This window comes from Methylobacterium sp. HJ2, from assembly GCF_056431005.1.
Genome location: NZ_JBWJYM010000014.1, coordinates 1 through 13,284, shown reverse-complemented (window position 1 = coordinate 13,284; position 13,284 = coordinate 1). Strand labels below are relative to the sequence as shown.

Sequence of the window (13,284 nt, the reverse complement as noted above, 5' to 3'; positions counted from 1 at the left end):
GGATCGCCTCAGGTCGCCCGCGCGGAGAAATCGATGCGCGGGTCGATCCAGACGTAGATCAGGTCGGAGAGCAGGTTCACCGCCAGCCCCAGCAAGGAGAAAATGTAGAGCGTCGCGAACACCACCGGGTAGTCGCGCCCGGTGATGGCCCGGAACGAGAGTTCGCCCAGGCCGTCGAGGCTGAAGATCGTCTCGATGAGGAGCGAGCCGGTGAAGAAGGCCGAGATGAAGGCGCCGGGAAAGCCCGCGATCACGATCAGCATGGCATTGCGGAAGACGTGCCCGTAGAGGACGCGCCGCTCCGAGAGGCCCTTCATCCGCGCGGTGAGGACGTATTGCTTGCGGATCTCGTCGAGGAAGGAGTTCTTGGTGAGCAGCGTCGCGGTGGCGAAGGCGCCGATCACCAGGGCGGTCAGCGGCAGCGCCATGTGCCAGGTGTAGTCGGTGACCTTGTGCCAGGTCGAGAAGCCGTCCCAGCCCTCGCTGGTCAGTCCGCGCAGGGGGAACCACTGGAAGAACGATCCGCCCGCGAACAGGATGATCAGCATCAGGCCGAACATGAAGCCCGGCACCGCGTAGCCGATGATGACGACGAACGAGGTCCAGCGGTCGAACCGGGTGCCGTCCCGGACCGCCTTGCGGATGCCGAGCGGGATCGAGATCGCGTAGGACAGGAGCGTCATCCACAGCCCCAGCGAGATCGAGACCGGCAGCCGCTCGCGGATGAGGTCGATCACCGTGACGTCGCGGAAGTAGCTGCGCCCGAAATCGAAGCGGGCGTAGTCCCAGATCATCTTCAGGAAGCGCTCGGGCGCGGGCTTGTCGAAGCCGTATTGCTTCTCGAGCTTGGCGATGAAGTCGGGGCTCAGGCCCTGCGCGCCCCGGTAGCGCGAGGTGTTCTCGGTGTTGGTCGGGCGCCCGGCGCCCCCGAGATCGCCCGCGCCGCCGGTGACGCGGGAGAGCGCGTCGCCCTGGCCCTGCATCTGCGCGATCACCCGCTCCACCGGGCCGCCGGGTGCGAACTGCACGATGGTGAAGGTGATGAGCAGGATGCCGAGAACCGTCGGCACCATCAGGGCGACGCGGCGCAGGATGTAGGCGAGCATGGGCTAGGCTTCCTCGCGCTTCGATCGCCGCATCAGGGCACGCCGATCCGCTGCGCCCGCTCGGCGTCGAACCACCAGGCCTGGGGCGCCCCGAGATCGTATTTCGGGCCGTTCTTGGGCCGGCCGTAGACGTCCCAGACCGCGAGGCGGTGGCTGGCCGAATACCACATCGGCACCCAGTAGCGACCGGCCCGCAGCACCCGGTCCAGCGCCCGGCAGGCGGTGACGAGGTCGGCGCGCGAGCGCGCATCCGCCACCCGGTCGAGGAGCGCGTCGACAGCCGGGTCGGCGATGCCCGAGAGGTTGGCCGAGCCCTTCACCGCAGCCGCGGCCGAGCCGTACGACTGCCGCAGCTCCGCCCCCGGCGTCGGCCCGAAAGCGAAGCGGCGCGTGACCACGTCGTAGTCGAAGTCGTTGACCCGGGCCTGGTACTGCGACGGATCGACGGTGCGGATGCCGGCGCGGATGCCTACGAGACCAAGATTGCGCACGAAGCCGAGGGTGTGCGGCTCGAGGCTCGGGTCGAAATCGAGGAACTCGATCTCGAAGGGCTTGCCGCCGGGCAGACGCAGCGTGCCGCCCTCGAGCGTGCAGCCCGCCTCGCGCAGCAGCGCGTCGGCGCGGCGGAGCAGCACCCGGTCCTGCCCCGACCCGTCCGAAACCGGCGGGCTCCAGGGCTCGCCGAAGACCTCCGCCGGGAGCCGGTCCCGCAGCGGCTCCAGCAGCGCCATCTCGGCCGGGGCGGGCGGCCCCGCGGCCTTGAGATCGGAATTCTCGAAGAACGAGGCCGTGCGCGTGTAGGCGCCGTACATCAGGTTCTTGTTGGTCCAGGCGAAGTCGAAGCACAGGCCCACCGCCTCGCGGATCTTCGGATCCTGGAATTGCGGGCGTCGGGTGTTGAGCCACCAGCCCTGGGTGCCGGAGGGCCGCGCATCCGGGACGGTGAAGCGCTGGACGCGGCCCTCGGCCACGGCCGGGAAGTCGTAGCCCGTCGCCCAGACCCGGGCGGTGAACTCCTCGCGGAAGGTGTAGGCCCGGCCCTTGAAGGCCTCGAAGGCGACGTTGCGGTCGCGGAAATACTCGTAGCCGATCGTGTCGAAATTGTTCTGGCCCACCCGCACGGGCAGGTCGGCGGCCCAGTAATCGGGCACTCGCTCGTAGGCGATCGAGCGGCCCTGATCGACCCGCGCCACGCGGTAGGGCCCGGATCCCAGCGGCGCCTCGAGCGTCGAGGCCTCGAAGTCGCGCCCGTCCCAGTAGGCGGCGGAGAAGATCGGCAGCTGGGCCACCGTCAGGGGCAAGTCGCGGGCGCGCCCCGGGGCGAAGCGGACGACCAGCACCTCGTCGCCCTCGGCCACCGCCTCGGTCATGTCGCGGATCACCTGCGAGATCTCGGGGTGCCCCTTGTCGCGCAGGATCGTGAAGGAGAAGGCGGCATCCCGGGCGGTCAGGCGGGTGCCGTCGTGGAAGCGGGCCTGCGGCCGCAGCCGGAAGGTGTAGGTCAGGCCGTCCGCGCTCGCGGCCACCGAACGGGCGACGAGGCCGTAGAGCGCGTCCGGCTCGTCGTAGGCGCGCACCATCAGGCTGTCGAAGGTGAGCTCGATCCCGCCCGCTCCCTCGCCGCGCAGGACGTAGGGGTTGAGGGTGTTGAAGGTGTTGCCCGCCTGATTGCCGAAGGTCTGGCTGACCTGAGCCGAGAAGCGCCCGCCCCGGGGCGCCTCCGGGTTGACGTAGTCGAAGCGCTCGAAGGCCGCCGGGTATTTCAGCTCGCCGAAGCTCGACAGGCCGTGGCGCTCGCCCGTCGCCCCCGCCTGCTCGACGACGCCCATGGTGCTCGCGCCCTCCGCGGCCCGGACGAGGCGGGTTCCGAGCGCCAGGGCCCCGGCGCCCAGGAGAAGGCGGCGGCGCGTCGCTCCGCCGCTCCGTCCCGCCGGAGCATCCCCGCGCCGCTTCAACGGGGCGCTCCGGCCTTGGCCGCGGCCGCCTCGTCGTACCACCACGTCGTCGGGAAACCCGATCCCCCGTAGGCGGGCAGCACGGACGGGTGTGCGAACCGGTTCCAGCGCAGGGTGCGCGAGACCTTCGAGGCCCATTGCGGCACCACGTAATTGTGGGCGAGCAGCACCCGGTCGAGGGCGCGCGTGGCGGCGACGAGGCCCGGCCGGTCATGGGCGAAGATCACCCGCTCGATCAGCGCGTCGACGCCCGGGTCCTTGATGCCCGCCACGTTGCTCGATCCCGGCCGGCCCCCGGCCTCGGAGCCCCAATGGTCGCGCTGCTCGTTGCCGGGCGACAAGGATTCCGGCCAGGAATTGATCGCCATGTCGAAGTCGAAGGCGCGCTTGCGATTCTGGTACTGCGCCTGGTCGATGATCCGCGGCGACACGGTGATACCGATGAGCTTGAGCTGGGCGACGTAGGGCAGGATCACCCGCTCGAAGATGCTCTGGGATTCGATCAATTCCACGCTGAGAGGCTGGCCGGTCGCCTTGCTGACCATGCGTCCGTCGCGCTGCTCGTAGCCGGCCTCGCGCAGCAGCCGCACGGCCTCGCGCAGGTTCGCCCGCACGGCCTCGGGGGTGTCGTTGACGGGGTTGCGGTAGGGCTCGGTGAAGACGGAGGGCGGGATCTTGTCCTTCACGCTCTCCAGGATCGCGCGCTCGTCGCCCTCGGGCAGCCCCGATGAGGCGAGCTCGGAACCGTAGAAATAGGAGTCGATACGCTTGTAGAGGCCGTAGAACAGGGCCCGGTTCATCTCCTCGAAATTCATCGCGAGGTTGAAGGCGCGGCGCACGCGCTCGTCCTGGAACATCGGCTTGCGCAGGTTGAATACGAAGGCCTGCATGATGCCGTTGCCGCGGTCGGGGAATTCCTCCTTGACGAGGCGGCCCTCCTTGACGGCCGGGAAGTCGTCGTAGGCGGTGGCCCAGTTGCGGGCGACGTTCTCCTGCCGGAAATCGTAGAGGTCGCCCTTCAGCGCCTCGACCAGGACCGAGGAGTCGCGGAAATACTCGAAGCGCATCGTGCCGAAGTTGTTGCGCCCGGCATTCACGGCGAGGTCGCGGCCCCAGTAATCGGGCACCCGCTCGTAGGTGGCGGTACGGCCGGGCTCGAACTTGGCGAGCCGGTAGGGACCGGACCCGAGCGGCGGCTCAAGGGTGGTCTCGGTGATGTTGCGCGCCTTGCCCTGCTGGTCCTTGGCCGTCCACCAATGCTTGGGCAGCACGCGCAGCTGTCCGACGATCTGGGGCAATTCGCGGTTGCCGGTCTCCGAAAAGGTGAAGGTCACCTCGCGCGGGCCGGTGGCCTCGGCCTTGGCGACATTCTGGTAATAGGCCGCGTAGAGCGGGCTGTTGCCCTTGAAGGCCTCGAACGACCAGATCACGTCCTCGGGCGTCACCGGCTTGCCGTCGTGCCACCGGGCGTCCTCGCGCAGCCGGTAGGAGACCGAGCCGAGATCGGGCGCGACCCGGATCGCCTCGGCGAGCAGGCCGTAGGAGGTGAAGGGCTCGTCCAGGGATTCGGTGCTGAGCGTGTCGTAGATCTGGGCGATGCCGCCCTCGAGATCGCCCTTCAGCCCCGAGACCACGATGTTGAAGTTGTCGAAGCCGCCCTGCGCGCCGAGCCGGACGAGGCCGCCCTTCGGCGCGTTCGGGTCGGCATAATCGAAATGGCCGAAGCCCGGGCCGTATTTCGGCTGGCCCATCAGGGTGATGGCGTGGACCCAGTTGCCGGTCGCGGTGCCGGCGGGAGCACCCGAGGCGGCCGCCGCGGCCGAGCTGGCCGGCTCCTGGGACAGGGCCGGGGCGGCGAGACCGGCGAGGAGGAGCGCGGCGGCGAGAAGGCGTCCGATCACGGTCTGGCGATCTCCGGTTCGTTGCGCGGCTCCGGGCGGAGCCCATCGGCGGGGAGGCGCCCGCCGCGGTCGCGGTTCGAGATCGGGTCGAGCCCCGCCTCGGCCAGAGAGGGTCTTAGAACGGGCATCCCCCCGCGCCAACCCGAACCGGCCGGGCGAAGCCGCGCGGATTGCCGCCGGGCGCGGCCCCATACCAGGGCGCGCGACATCCGCGGGACCCTCAGGGGCGTTCGGCGCGGCGTGGTCGGGCCGGAAGCACCGATCTGATCGCGTCGGATCGAGGCTTCTATGTCCTTGTTACGACGCACAGTCTTTCGACGAACCGGCAACCGGGTCGTCGGAATGCGCTCTAGCCCCGCTTGTCGAGCGGCCGTCCCAGGAGGCGGGCGAACTCGGCCTCGATCTCCTCGACGGAGAAGGGATTGGCTGTCGCGGGCTTCGCCGGAGGTGGCTCGGATGACGGCGTCGGCGCAGGAGCCGGGATCGGCGCCGGCGGCTCCGGTGCGGGCGGCGTCGGCTCCGGTGCGGCCGGGGGCGGGGGCGGCTCGACGGGCGCAGGCGGGACGACGGGCGGTGCCGGCACCGGAGCGGGGGCCGCCGCCATCGCGGCCGCCATCGGATCGATCGCCGGAGCGGGCTCCCGGGCTGGCTGCACCGGCTCGGGGGAGGGCGGACGGGGAGGGGATGACGGGGCGGCTGACGGCGCTGGCACCGCCGTGTCCCCCGGCGGCGGCGTGACTGCGGAGGAAGGCCGGCTCAATGCCGCCTGGAGCTGCCGCGCCATGTCGGACAGGATTGCCGGATCGATGGCCCGCCGGGGCGGGCTTGCGGGCATCGCCGCGGGTACGGCCTGGGACGCGGCGCGTTCGGGCGGCGGCGTCTCGGGCGTCTGCGTCTCCGGCGCGGCCGGCGGCGGATTGATCAGGGGCGGAGCCGTGCGGCGCAGCAGACGCTTGGCCGGGCCCTCGCGCGCGGGCGCTGCCGGCCCCGGTGCCCCGGGGCGCGGGCCCGCGCTGATCTCCGGAACCGCCTCGGAGCCCTGACCGGGCGCGCCGTCCTCCGGCATGTCGGGCCCGAGAGCCGTCGCGTCGAGAGGATGGGTGACCGGCGGGGCGGCGCTGGAGCGCGGCACGGCCGGAGGCACCACCACCGGCATCTCGAAGCTCGGCGCGAGCAGCCCGTCGGCGGGGCCGTGCAGGGCGGAAGGCTCACGCAGGGCCCCAGCCCCCTGCAAGGTCGACGGAGCCTCGAGCACAGGGTCGCTGGCGGGCTCGGGACGTACCTCAGGCAGGTCGTCGGGCCGCAGGACCGCCTCGCCGAGCGCCCGTCCCCGCTGGATGTTGCGCTCGATCACCACGTCGTTCGGACCGCCGACGAGGAGCAGGTGCTCGACGTTGTCGCGCCGGAGCAGGATGAGCTGGCGTTGCCGGTCGAGCTCGTACACGTCGACGATGCCGAGGCGCGGCTGGCGCCCGCGCTGCCCGGGCCGCCCCGCGGCGGCGAGCCCGCCACCGGTGAGCCGGCGGACCAGGAGCACGATGACCGTCAGGACCGCGAAGATGACCGCGAAGATGCTGACGTACTGGATGATCGGAGAGCCGTCAGAGCCGAACACGGACTGCAACCATTGCAAGGCTTCGCACTCTCGTTCCAGGATCCGGCCGGACCCTACGCAGGACACTGCCTGAGGTTAGCACGGCGCCGGGGCGTCGAGGCAATCGCCGAAACCGTCCGTTAACAGCTTCTCCGGCCCTCCCGGGCCTTAACGCGACATTAACCATGGACCCGGCAGATTTTGCCGGTCGGACGGATCACGCCCGCGTTTCCCGACGGAGGAGGCCCGTGGCCCTGATCGACATGCCGCTGTTCGCGGCGCTCCGGACCCGGATGCAGTGGCAGCAGGCCCGCCAGCAGCTCATCGCCGAGAACGTGGCCAACGCCGACATGCCGGGCTTCCGCCCACGCGATCTCGCCGCCTTGAGCCTCGACCCGCGCACCGGCGCGCCGACGGGGACCGGCTCCGGACTGGCGCTCACGAGCGCGGCCCACATGGCGCCCTCCGGGGCGATGGACGGCGCGGGCGCCGATCCGCGCCGCTTCAAGGGTTTCGAGATCCGCCCGAGCGGGAACGGGGTCAACCTCGAGGAGGAGATGATGAAGGCGGGCGACAACCAGTCCGACTATCAGCTCGCCGCCTCGCTCTACCAGAAGAACCTCGACGTCCTGAAGATCGCCATCGGCAAGAAGTAGGCCCGGCCCCGTCCGGATGCCCTTCCTGCCCCCATTGAGGAGCCGGTGCCGTGGATTTCTCGAAGACGCTCAGCATCGCCGCCTCGGGGCTCACCGCCCAGTCCGGGCGGATGCGCATCATCGCGGAGAACATCGCCAACGCCGATTCCGCGCCGCAGACGGCCGGGTCCGATCCCTACCGCCGCAAGATCCCGAGCTTCACGAGCCACCTCGACCGCGAGACCGGCGCGAGCCTCGTCGAGGCGGGCCGGGTCCGGCGCGACACCGCACCCTTCCGCACGAAGTACGACCCCGGCAACCCCGCGGCGAACGAGCGGGGCGAGGTGCGGATGCCCAACGTCAACGCGCTCATCGAGAACATGGACATGCGCGAGGCCCAGCGCTCCTACGAGGCCAACCTCAACATGGTCACGGCGACGCGCCGGATGATCTCCCGCACCCTCGAGATCCTGAAGTAGGCGCGTCATGGCAAGCAGCAACTTCGCGGCCGGCGCCTACGCGGCGGTCCAGTCGATCGGCGCCCCCAAGGCGGCGCCGAAGATCCAGGCGGGCTCGTCCGCGACCGACTTCACCCAGCTCCTCGGCCAGGCGATCGACGGTGTCGGCGCGGCGGGCAAGCGCGCCGACGCCCAGGCCCTCTCGGTGGCGGCCGGAAAGGCCAATGTCGTCGACGTGGTGACGGCGGTCGCCGAGAGCGAGACCGCCCTCCAGACCATGGTGGCGGTGCGCGACCGCATGATCTCCGCCTACGAGGAGATCATGCGGATGCAGATCTGAGCCGTCCGGCCGCCCGCCATCCGCGCACACGCCCCCATCTCCCAACCCGTGATCCGCATCCCATGACCGGCCTCGCCATCCTCGACGTCGCCCGCGACGGCATCTTCGTGTTCCTGAAGATCGCCGGTCCCCTGATGCTGGTGGCGCTCGCCGTCGGCCTCGCGGTCTCCCTCGTCCAGGCCCTGACCCAGATCCAGGAGCAGACGCTGATCTACGTGCCCAAGATCGTCGCGGTCTTCGCGGCCCTGCTGCTGATGCTGCCCTTCATCGGGGACGCGATGGCGGGCTACATGGGCCGCATCGCGGCCCGCATCGCGGCGGGCGGCTGATGGCGGGCGCGGCGCTCGCGGGCCGGCGGACCGACCCGGGGGCCAAACCGGCCGCGACCGGCTATAACCCCCTCCATGAACCTGCTGCTGCCGGGCATTGCCTCGGCCTATCTCCTGACCTTCGCCCGGGTCGGCACGCTGATCATGCTGATGCCGGGAATCGGCGAGCAATCGGTCTCGCCGCGGCTGCGCCTCGCCTTCGCGCTCCTCGTGGCGCTGGTGCTGTTCCCGGCGGTGCGCCCGCTGCTCGGCGACGTGCAGACGCTCGCGGGGCCGCGGCTGATCGGGCTCCTGTTCGGCGAGACCCTGATCGGGCTGGTGCTGGGGCTGACCGTTCGCATGATCCTGGCCGCGCTGCAGACGGCCGGGGTGATCGCCTCGCAGCAGCTCGGCCTGTCCTACGCCATGACGGTGGATCCCACGATGGGCGGCCAGCAGGCGGCCATCGGCAATTTCCTGTCGCTGCTCGGCATCACGCTGATCTTCGCCGCCGACCTGCATCACCTCGCCCTCGACGGGATCGGGCAGAGCTACCGGGTGCTGCCGCCGGACGGGGTGCCGGGCCTCGGCGAGGCGGCCCAGCTCGCCCTCAAGGCGCTCGGGCGCGGCTTCACCCTGGGCGTGCAGATCTCGGCGCCGTTCATCGCGTTCGGGTTGCTGTTCAACCTCGGCCTCGGCGTGCTCTCGCGCATGATGCCGCAATTGCAGGTGTTCTTCGTCGCGGTGCCGGCCTCGATCATGATCGGCATGCTGATCCTCGTGGGGGCGTTGGGCGTGATGATGGGCGTCTTCCTCGACGATATCGGCCGCTACCTCGCCAACCTCGCGGGGCGCTGACGGGCGTGCCGGCCGGAGGCCGCGATGGCTGAGGGCACCGAGCAGGAGGACAAGACCGAGGAGCCGACCCAGCGGCGGCTCGATCAGGCGATCGAGCGCGGCGAGGTCGCCACCAGCATCGAGATCAACACCTTCGCGGCGCTCGGGGCCTTCACCCTCGGGCTGATGCTGGCCGGGCCCCACATCGCCACGACGCTGATGGCGGAGATGCGCGGCTTCCTGATGAACGCCCACGCCGTCCCGGACGACCCGGCGGCGATGGGCGCGCTGGCGAGCCGGTCCCTGCTGATCTGGCTCCAGGCGCTCGCGATCCCGGCGGGCCTCGCCGTGGTCGCGGGCCTCGCCGCCGGCCTGCTGCAGCACCCCCTGGTCTTCACCACCGAGACGCTCGGCTTCAAGTTCGAGCGCGTCTCGCCGATGTCGGGGGTGAAGCGCATCTTCGGGATCGAGGCCCTGGTCCAGTTCGGCAAGGGGCTGGCCAAGATCGCGGTCGTGGGCGTGCTGGTCTCGGTGATGCTGTGGAACGACCGCGACCGGCTGGAGGTCTTCGCGCGGCTCGACCCGGCGGCCTGCCTGCCCGCGATCCTGGGGATCGGGCTCAAGCTGCTGGCGGGCGTGCTCGCCGTCCATCTCCTCATCACCATGGCGGACGCCCTGTACCAGCGCTACCGCTGGCGCCAGCGCCTGCGCATGTCGAAGGAGGAGATGAAGCAGGAGATGAAGGAGCAGGACGGCAACCCGGAGGTGAAGGGCCGCATGCGCCAGATCCGGGCCCAGCGCGGCAAGAAGCGCATGATGGCCGCCGTGCCGGGCGCGACCGTGGTCGTCACCAACCCGACCCACTACGCCGTGGCGCTGCTCTACGAGCCGGGCATGACCGCCCCCGTCTGCGTCGCCAAGGGCGTCGACGCGATGGCGCTGCGCATCCGCACGGTCGCGGCCCAGCACGACGTGCCGGTGCTGGAGAACCCGCCGCTCGCCCGCGCGCTCCACGCCACCGTCGAGATCGACCAGCCGGTGCCGGCCGAGCATTACCGGGCGGTGGCCGAGGTGATCGGCTTCGTCCTGCGCCTGCGCCGCCGCGCGGCCTGAGGGTGGGGACGTCCGGCCGCACCGCGGGCGCGCCATTCCGGCAACATTCGGGGGCGACTTCCACCAGCCCCCTGCAGGAGCACCGATTTTATCCCCTTGCCGTCCGGGCGGCGCGGGGCATAACCGGTCGGTCGTACTGGATTGAAGCGTGATGGCCGAGTTGTCTGGACCCACGACGCCCGTCGCCCCCCCCGTGCCGGGCTCGATCGACCGGTCCGAGCGGCCCGGCCGGGTCGGCCTCCTGCTCGTTCTGGCGGGGCTCCTCGTCGGAGCGGCGATCGGCCTGTCCTTCGTCGCCAACGAGCAGGCGCAGTCGCTGATCATCTGGCTCCTGGCGCTGCTCGCCATGGCCGGGGTGTTCTTCCTGTTCGCCCTGGCGATCGGGGCGATCCAGCTCTCGGGGCAGGGCGCCCGGGACGACATCACCAAGGCGATCGTCGACGGCGCGCCCGAAGCGGTCCTCGTGGTGGAGGAGGGCGGACGCCTGATCTACGCCAACGAGGCCTATCTTCAGGTCGCGGGCGGCGACAGCTTCTCCAATCTGCGCTCGGTGGAGCGGGTCTTCGTCGGCTCGCCCGAGGTCTCCGAGGCGGTCTACCGGCTGTCGCAGGCCTCCCGCGACGGGCGCAGCCACACCGAGGAGATCCGGATGTCGCCCCCGCCCGGCGGCGGCGAGCGCGACTTCGCGTGGTACCGGATCCAGGTGCGGCCGCTGCCCCGGCCGGGCCGGTCCGCCGCGCATTGGTCGGTGGCCGACATCACCGCCGAGCGGGAGCGCCAGGAGAACGTCTTCCAGGAGCTCCAGCACGCGATCGACTATCTCGACCACGCGCCCGCAGGGTTCCTGTCGATCGATCCGCAGGGCGCGATCGTCTACATGAACGCCACCCTCGCCGCCTGGCTCGGCTACGACCTCGCCACGATCGGCTCCGGCGGGCCCCATCTCGCGGAGATCGCGCCGGGCGCCGAGGTGCTGACCCGCAGCGCCGGCCTGCCCGGCGAGGTCCGCACCGACCGCTTCGACCTCGACCTGCGCCGCCGCAACGGCCATCCCCTGCCGGCCCGGCTCTACCACCGCGTCGCCTTCGGCAAGGACGGCAAGCCGGGCGCCTCGCGCACCTTCGTGATCAACCGCTCGGCCGGCGCCGAGTCGGACGAGCCGCAGCGCGCGGCCGAGGTGCGCCTGGCGCGCTTCCTCAACAACTCGCCGATCGCCATCGCCACCCTCGACCGCAGCGGCCGGATCGCGCGGGCCAACGCCTCCTTCGCGCGCCTGTTCGGCACCCTGCCGCGCCACGCCGTCGGCGAGGTCGGGGAGGCCACGGGCGCGCCCAACATCGCGGATTCGGTCAACGACCGCGAGGGCCTCGACGCGGCGCTCGCCAAGGGCGCGAGCGGCCTGCCCGAGGTCGCCCCGATCGAGGTGACCCTGAAGGGGCCGGGCAGCCGCTCGGCCCGGGTCTGGCTGATCACGGCGGGCAGCGCCGACGAGACCATCGCGGAGACCGAGCGCGAGGCGGTGATCCTCTACGCCCTCGACACCACGGCCCAGCGCCAACTCGAGCAGCAGGTGGCGCAGTCGCAGAAGATGAACGCCGTCGGCCAGCTCGCGGGCGGCATCGCGCACGACTTCAACAACGTCCTCCAGGCGATCATCGGCTACTCGGACCTGCTGCTGGCGAGCCATAGGCCGACCGATCCGGCCTTCCAGGACATCATGCAGATCAAGCAGAACGCCAACCGGGCGGCGGGCCTCGTGCGCCAGCTCCTGGCGTTCTCGCGCCGCCAGACGCTGCGCCCCGAGGTGATGAACGTCGGCGAATCGCTCTCCGAGCTGACGCTGCTGCTGAAGCGGCTCCTGGGCGAGCGCGTCGGGCTCGAGCTCAAGCACGGGCGCGAGGTCTGGCCGGTGAAGGCCGACGTGAACCAGTTCGAGCAGGTCATCGTGAACCTCGCGGTCAACGCCCGCGACGCCATGCCGAACGGCGGGCGCCTGCTGATCCGCACCGCCAACGTGCCCGATCCCGGCGCGGCGGCGGTGCCGGACGGGCGCGGCGGCCCGCCGCCCGGCGACAACGTGCTGATCGAAGTGCTCGATACCGGCGAGGGCATCCCGCCCGAGCTGATGGAGAAGATCTTCGAGCCGTTCTTCACCACCAAGGAGATCGGCAAGGGCACGGGCCTCGGGCTCTCGACGGTGTTCGGCATCGTCAAGCAATCGGGCGGCACCATCGACGTGCAATCGACCGTGGGGGAGGGCACCGCCTTCCGGATCTACCTGCCGCGCCACGTGCCCGAGGCCGTCGAGGCCGAGCCGGCCCTGCCGCAGGGGGTCCCGGGCCTGCCGCCCGCGAGCTTCCCGGCGCCCGAGGGGGGCCGGGCCCGGGGCGCGGAAGGGGGCGCCCCGCCGCCCGCGGCGACCCCGCCGCGCAAGCCCTCGACCGACCATACGGGGCAGGGCACCATCCTGCTCGTCGAGGACGAGGATCCGGTGCGCGCCGTCAACAGCCGCGCGCTCTCGGCCCGGGGCTACACCGTGCTGGAGGCGGCCTCCGGGGTCGAGGCCCTGCAGATCGTGCGCTCGGGCGACCACGTCATCGACCTCATCGTCTCCGACGTGGTCATGCCCGAGATGGACGGCCCGACGCTGCTCGGCGAGGTGCGCAAGCACCTGCCCGACCTCAAGGTGATCTTCGTCTCCGGCTACGCCGAGGACGCCTTCCGCAAGAACCTGCCCGACGGCGAGGCCTTCAACTTCCTGCCCAAGCCCTTCAGCCTGAAGCAGCTCGTCGAGACCGTGAAGAAGACCATGGCGGGGTAGGGGCGCCCCCTCAGCGTCGGCCATCGTCACGCGCCTCGGGCTTCGCGCGGGGTCGGGCTCCGCGCCGGATTGGACGCCGGGCAGGGGTTCGGGCTCCGCGCGCGGGGCTGCGCCGGAGGCGTGGCTGGAGGGAGACGCGGGACGCCGGGGAACCCGAAATCCGTGTGTCGCGCGTGAACCGATCCCCCGGCGCCCCGCGGGCCGGAGGGGCATCCC

The 13,284-nt window shown here is 71.2% G+C and carries 11 protein-coding genes; 7 read left to right on the top strand and 4 right to left on the bottom strand.

What is annotated here, in order from left to right:
* Positions 1 to 8 precede the first annotated feature (8 nt).
* The 4 genes from ACS5RC_RS24845 to ACS5RC_RS24830 all read right to left on the bottom strand — a co-directional run bounded on the left by ACS5RC_RS24845 (position 9) and on the right by ACS5RC_RS24830 (position 6,595).
* Positions 9 to 1,106 carry a microcin C ABC transporter permease YejB gene (locus tag ACS5RC_RS24845; protein WP_478346601.1) on the bottom strand — a complete coding sequence of 366 codons (1,098 nt, stop codon included), beginning with the start codon at positions 1,104 to 1,106 and terminating at the stop codon, positions 9 to 11.
* Positions 1,107 to 1,138: 32 nt separating this feature from the next.
* Positions 1,139 to 2,935, bottom strand: a complete 1,797-nt coding sequence (locus ACS5RC_RS24840) for an extracellular solute-binding protein (RefSeq protein WP_478346655.1) — start codon at positions 2,933 to 2,935, stop codon at positions 1,139 to 1,141.
* 122 nt (positions 2,936 to 3,057) lie between these two features.
* The gene (locus tag ACS5RC_RS24835; RefSeq protein WP_478346600.1) at positions 3,058 to 4,962 is read right to left on the bottom strand and encodes an extracellular solute-binding protein; all 1,905 of its coding nucleotides are present in this window, start codon (positions 4,960 to 4,962) and stop codon (positions 3,058 to 3,060) included.
* Positions 4,963 to 5,311: 349 nt separating this feature from the next.
* Positions 5,312 to 6,595 (bottom strand): hypothetical protein, encoded by a 1,284-nt coding sequence (locus tag ACS5RC_RS24830; RefSeq protein WP_478346599.1) that lies wholly within the window; start codon positions 6,593 to 6,595, stop codon positions 5,312 to 5,314.
* Between the two features lie 209 nt (positions 6,596 to 6,804).
* On the opposite strand from ACS5RC_RS24830, the gene flgB reads away from it, so the two are divergent.
* The 7 genes from flgB to cckA all read left to right on the top strand — a co-directional run bounded on the left by flgB (position 6,805) and on the right by cckA (position 13,068).
* On the top strand, positions 6,805 to 7,212 hold the full coding sequence (flgB, locus tag ACS5RC_RS24825; protein ID WP_478346598.1) for a flagellar basal body rod protein FlgB: 408 nt from the start codon (positions 6,805 to 6,807) through the stop codon (positions 7,210 to 7,212).
* Between the two features lie 50 nt (positions 7,213 to 7,262).
* Positions 7,263 to 7,670, top strand: coding sequence for a flagellar basal body rod protein FlgC (flgC, locus tag ACS5RC_RS24820; protein ID WP_478346597.1), 408 nt, complete (start codon positions 7,263 to 7,265; stop codon positions 7,668 to 7,670).
* A gap of 7 nt (positions 7,671 to 7,677) precedes the next feature.
* A complete protein-coding gene (fliE, locus tag ACS5RC_RS24815; protein WP_478346596.1) occupies positions 7,678 to 7,989 on the top strand; it encodes a flagellar hook-basal body complex protein FliE in 312 nt (103 codons plus the stop codon).
* A 62-nt stretch (positions 7,990 to 8,051) separates the two neighbouring features.
* On the top strand, positions 8,052 to 8,318 hold the full coding sequence (fliQ, locus tag ACS5RC_RS24810) for a flagellar biosynthesis protein FliQ (protein WP_478346595.1): 267 nt from the start codon (positions 8,052 to 8,054) through the stop codon (positions 8,316 to 8,318).
* Positions 8,319 to 8,393: 75 nt separating this feature from the next.
* Complete coding sequence (gene fliR / locus ACS5RC_RS24805; protein ID WP_478346594.1) at positions 8,394 to 9,155, top strand: flagellar biosynthetic protein FliR; 762 nt, start codon at positions 8,394 to 8,396, stop codon at positions 9,153 to 9,155.
* A gap of 24 nt (positions 9,156 to 9,179) precedes the next feature.
* Positions 9,180 to 10,247 carry a flagellar biosynthesis protein FlhB gene (gene flhB, locus ACS5RC_RS24800; protein ID WP_478346593.1) on the top strand — a complete coding sequence of 356 codons (1,068 nt, stop codon included), beginning with the start codon at positions 9,180 to 9,182 and terminating at the stop codon, positions 10,245 to 10,247.
* Between the two features lie 151 nt (positions 10,248 to 10,398).
* Entirely contained in the window at positions 10,399 to 13,068 is a 2,670-nt protein-coding gene (gene cckA, locus ACS5RC_RS24795) for a cell cycle histidine kinase CckA (protein ID WP_478346592.1), read from the top strand.
* Positions 13,069 to 13,284 lie beyond the last annotated feature (216 nt).

Excerpts from the sequence above, each read along its gene's own strand:
- fliR (WP_478346594.1), top strand. The coding sequence starts at position 8,394 with ATGAACCTGCTGCTGCCGGGCATTGCCTCGGCCTATCTCCTGACCTTC.
- ACS5RC_RS24845 (WP_478346601.1), bottom strand. The coding sequence starts at position 1,106 with ATGCTCGCCTACATCCTGCGCCGCGTCGCCCTGATGGTGCCGACGGTT.
- flhB (WP_478346593.1), top strand. The coding sequence starts at position 9,180 with ATGGCTGAGGGCACCGAGCAGGAGGACAAGACCGAGGAGCCGACCCAG.
- cckA (WP_478346592.1), top strand. The coding sequence starts at position 10,399 with ATGGCCGAGTTGTCTGGACCCACGACGCCCGTCGCCCCCCCCGTGCCG.
- fliE (WP_478346596.1), top strand. The coding sequence starts at position 7,678 with ATGGCAAGCAGCAACTTCGCGGCCGGCGCCTACGCGGCGGTCCAGTCG.
- ACS5RC_RS24840 (WP_478346655.1), bottom strand. The coding sequence starts at position 2,935 with ATGGGCGTCGTCGAGCAGGCGGGGGCGACGGGCGAGCGCCACGGCCTG.
- fliQ (WP_478346595.1), top strand. The coding sequence starts at position 8,052 with ATGACCGGCCTCGCCATCCTCGACGTCGCCCGCGACGGCATCTTCGTG.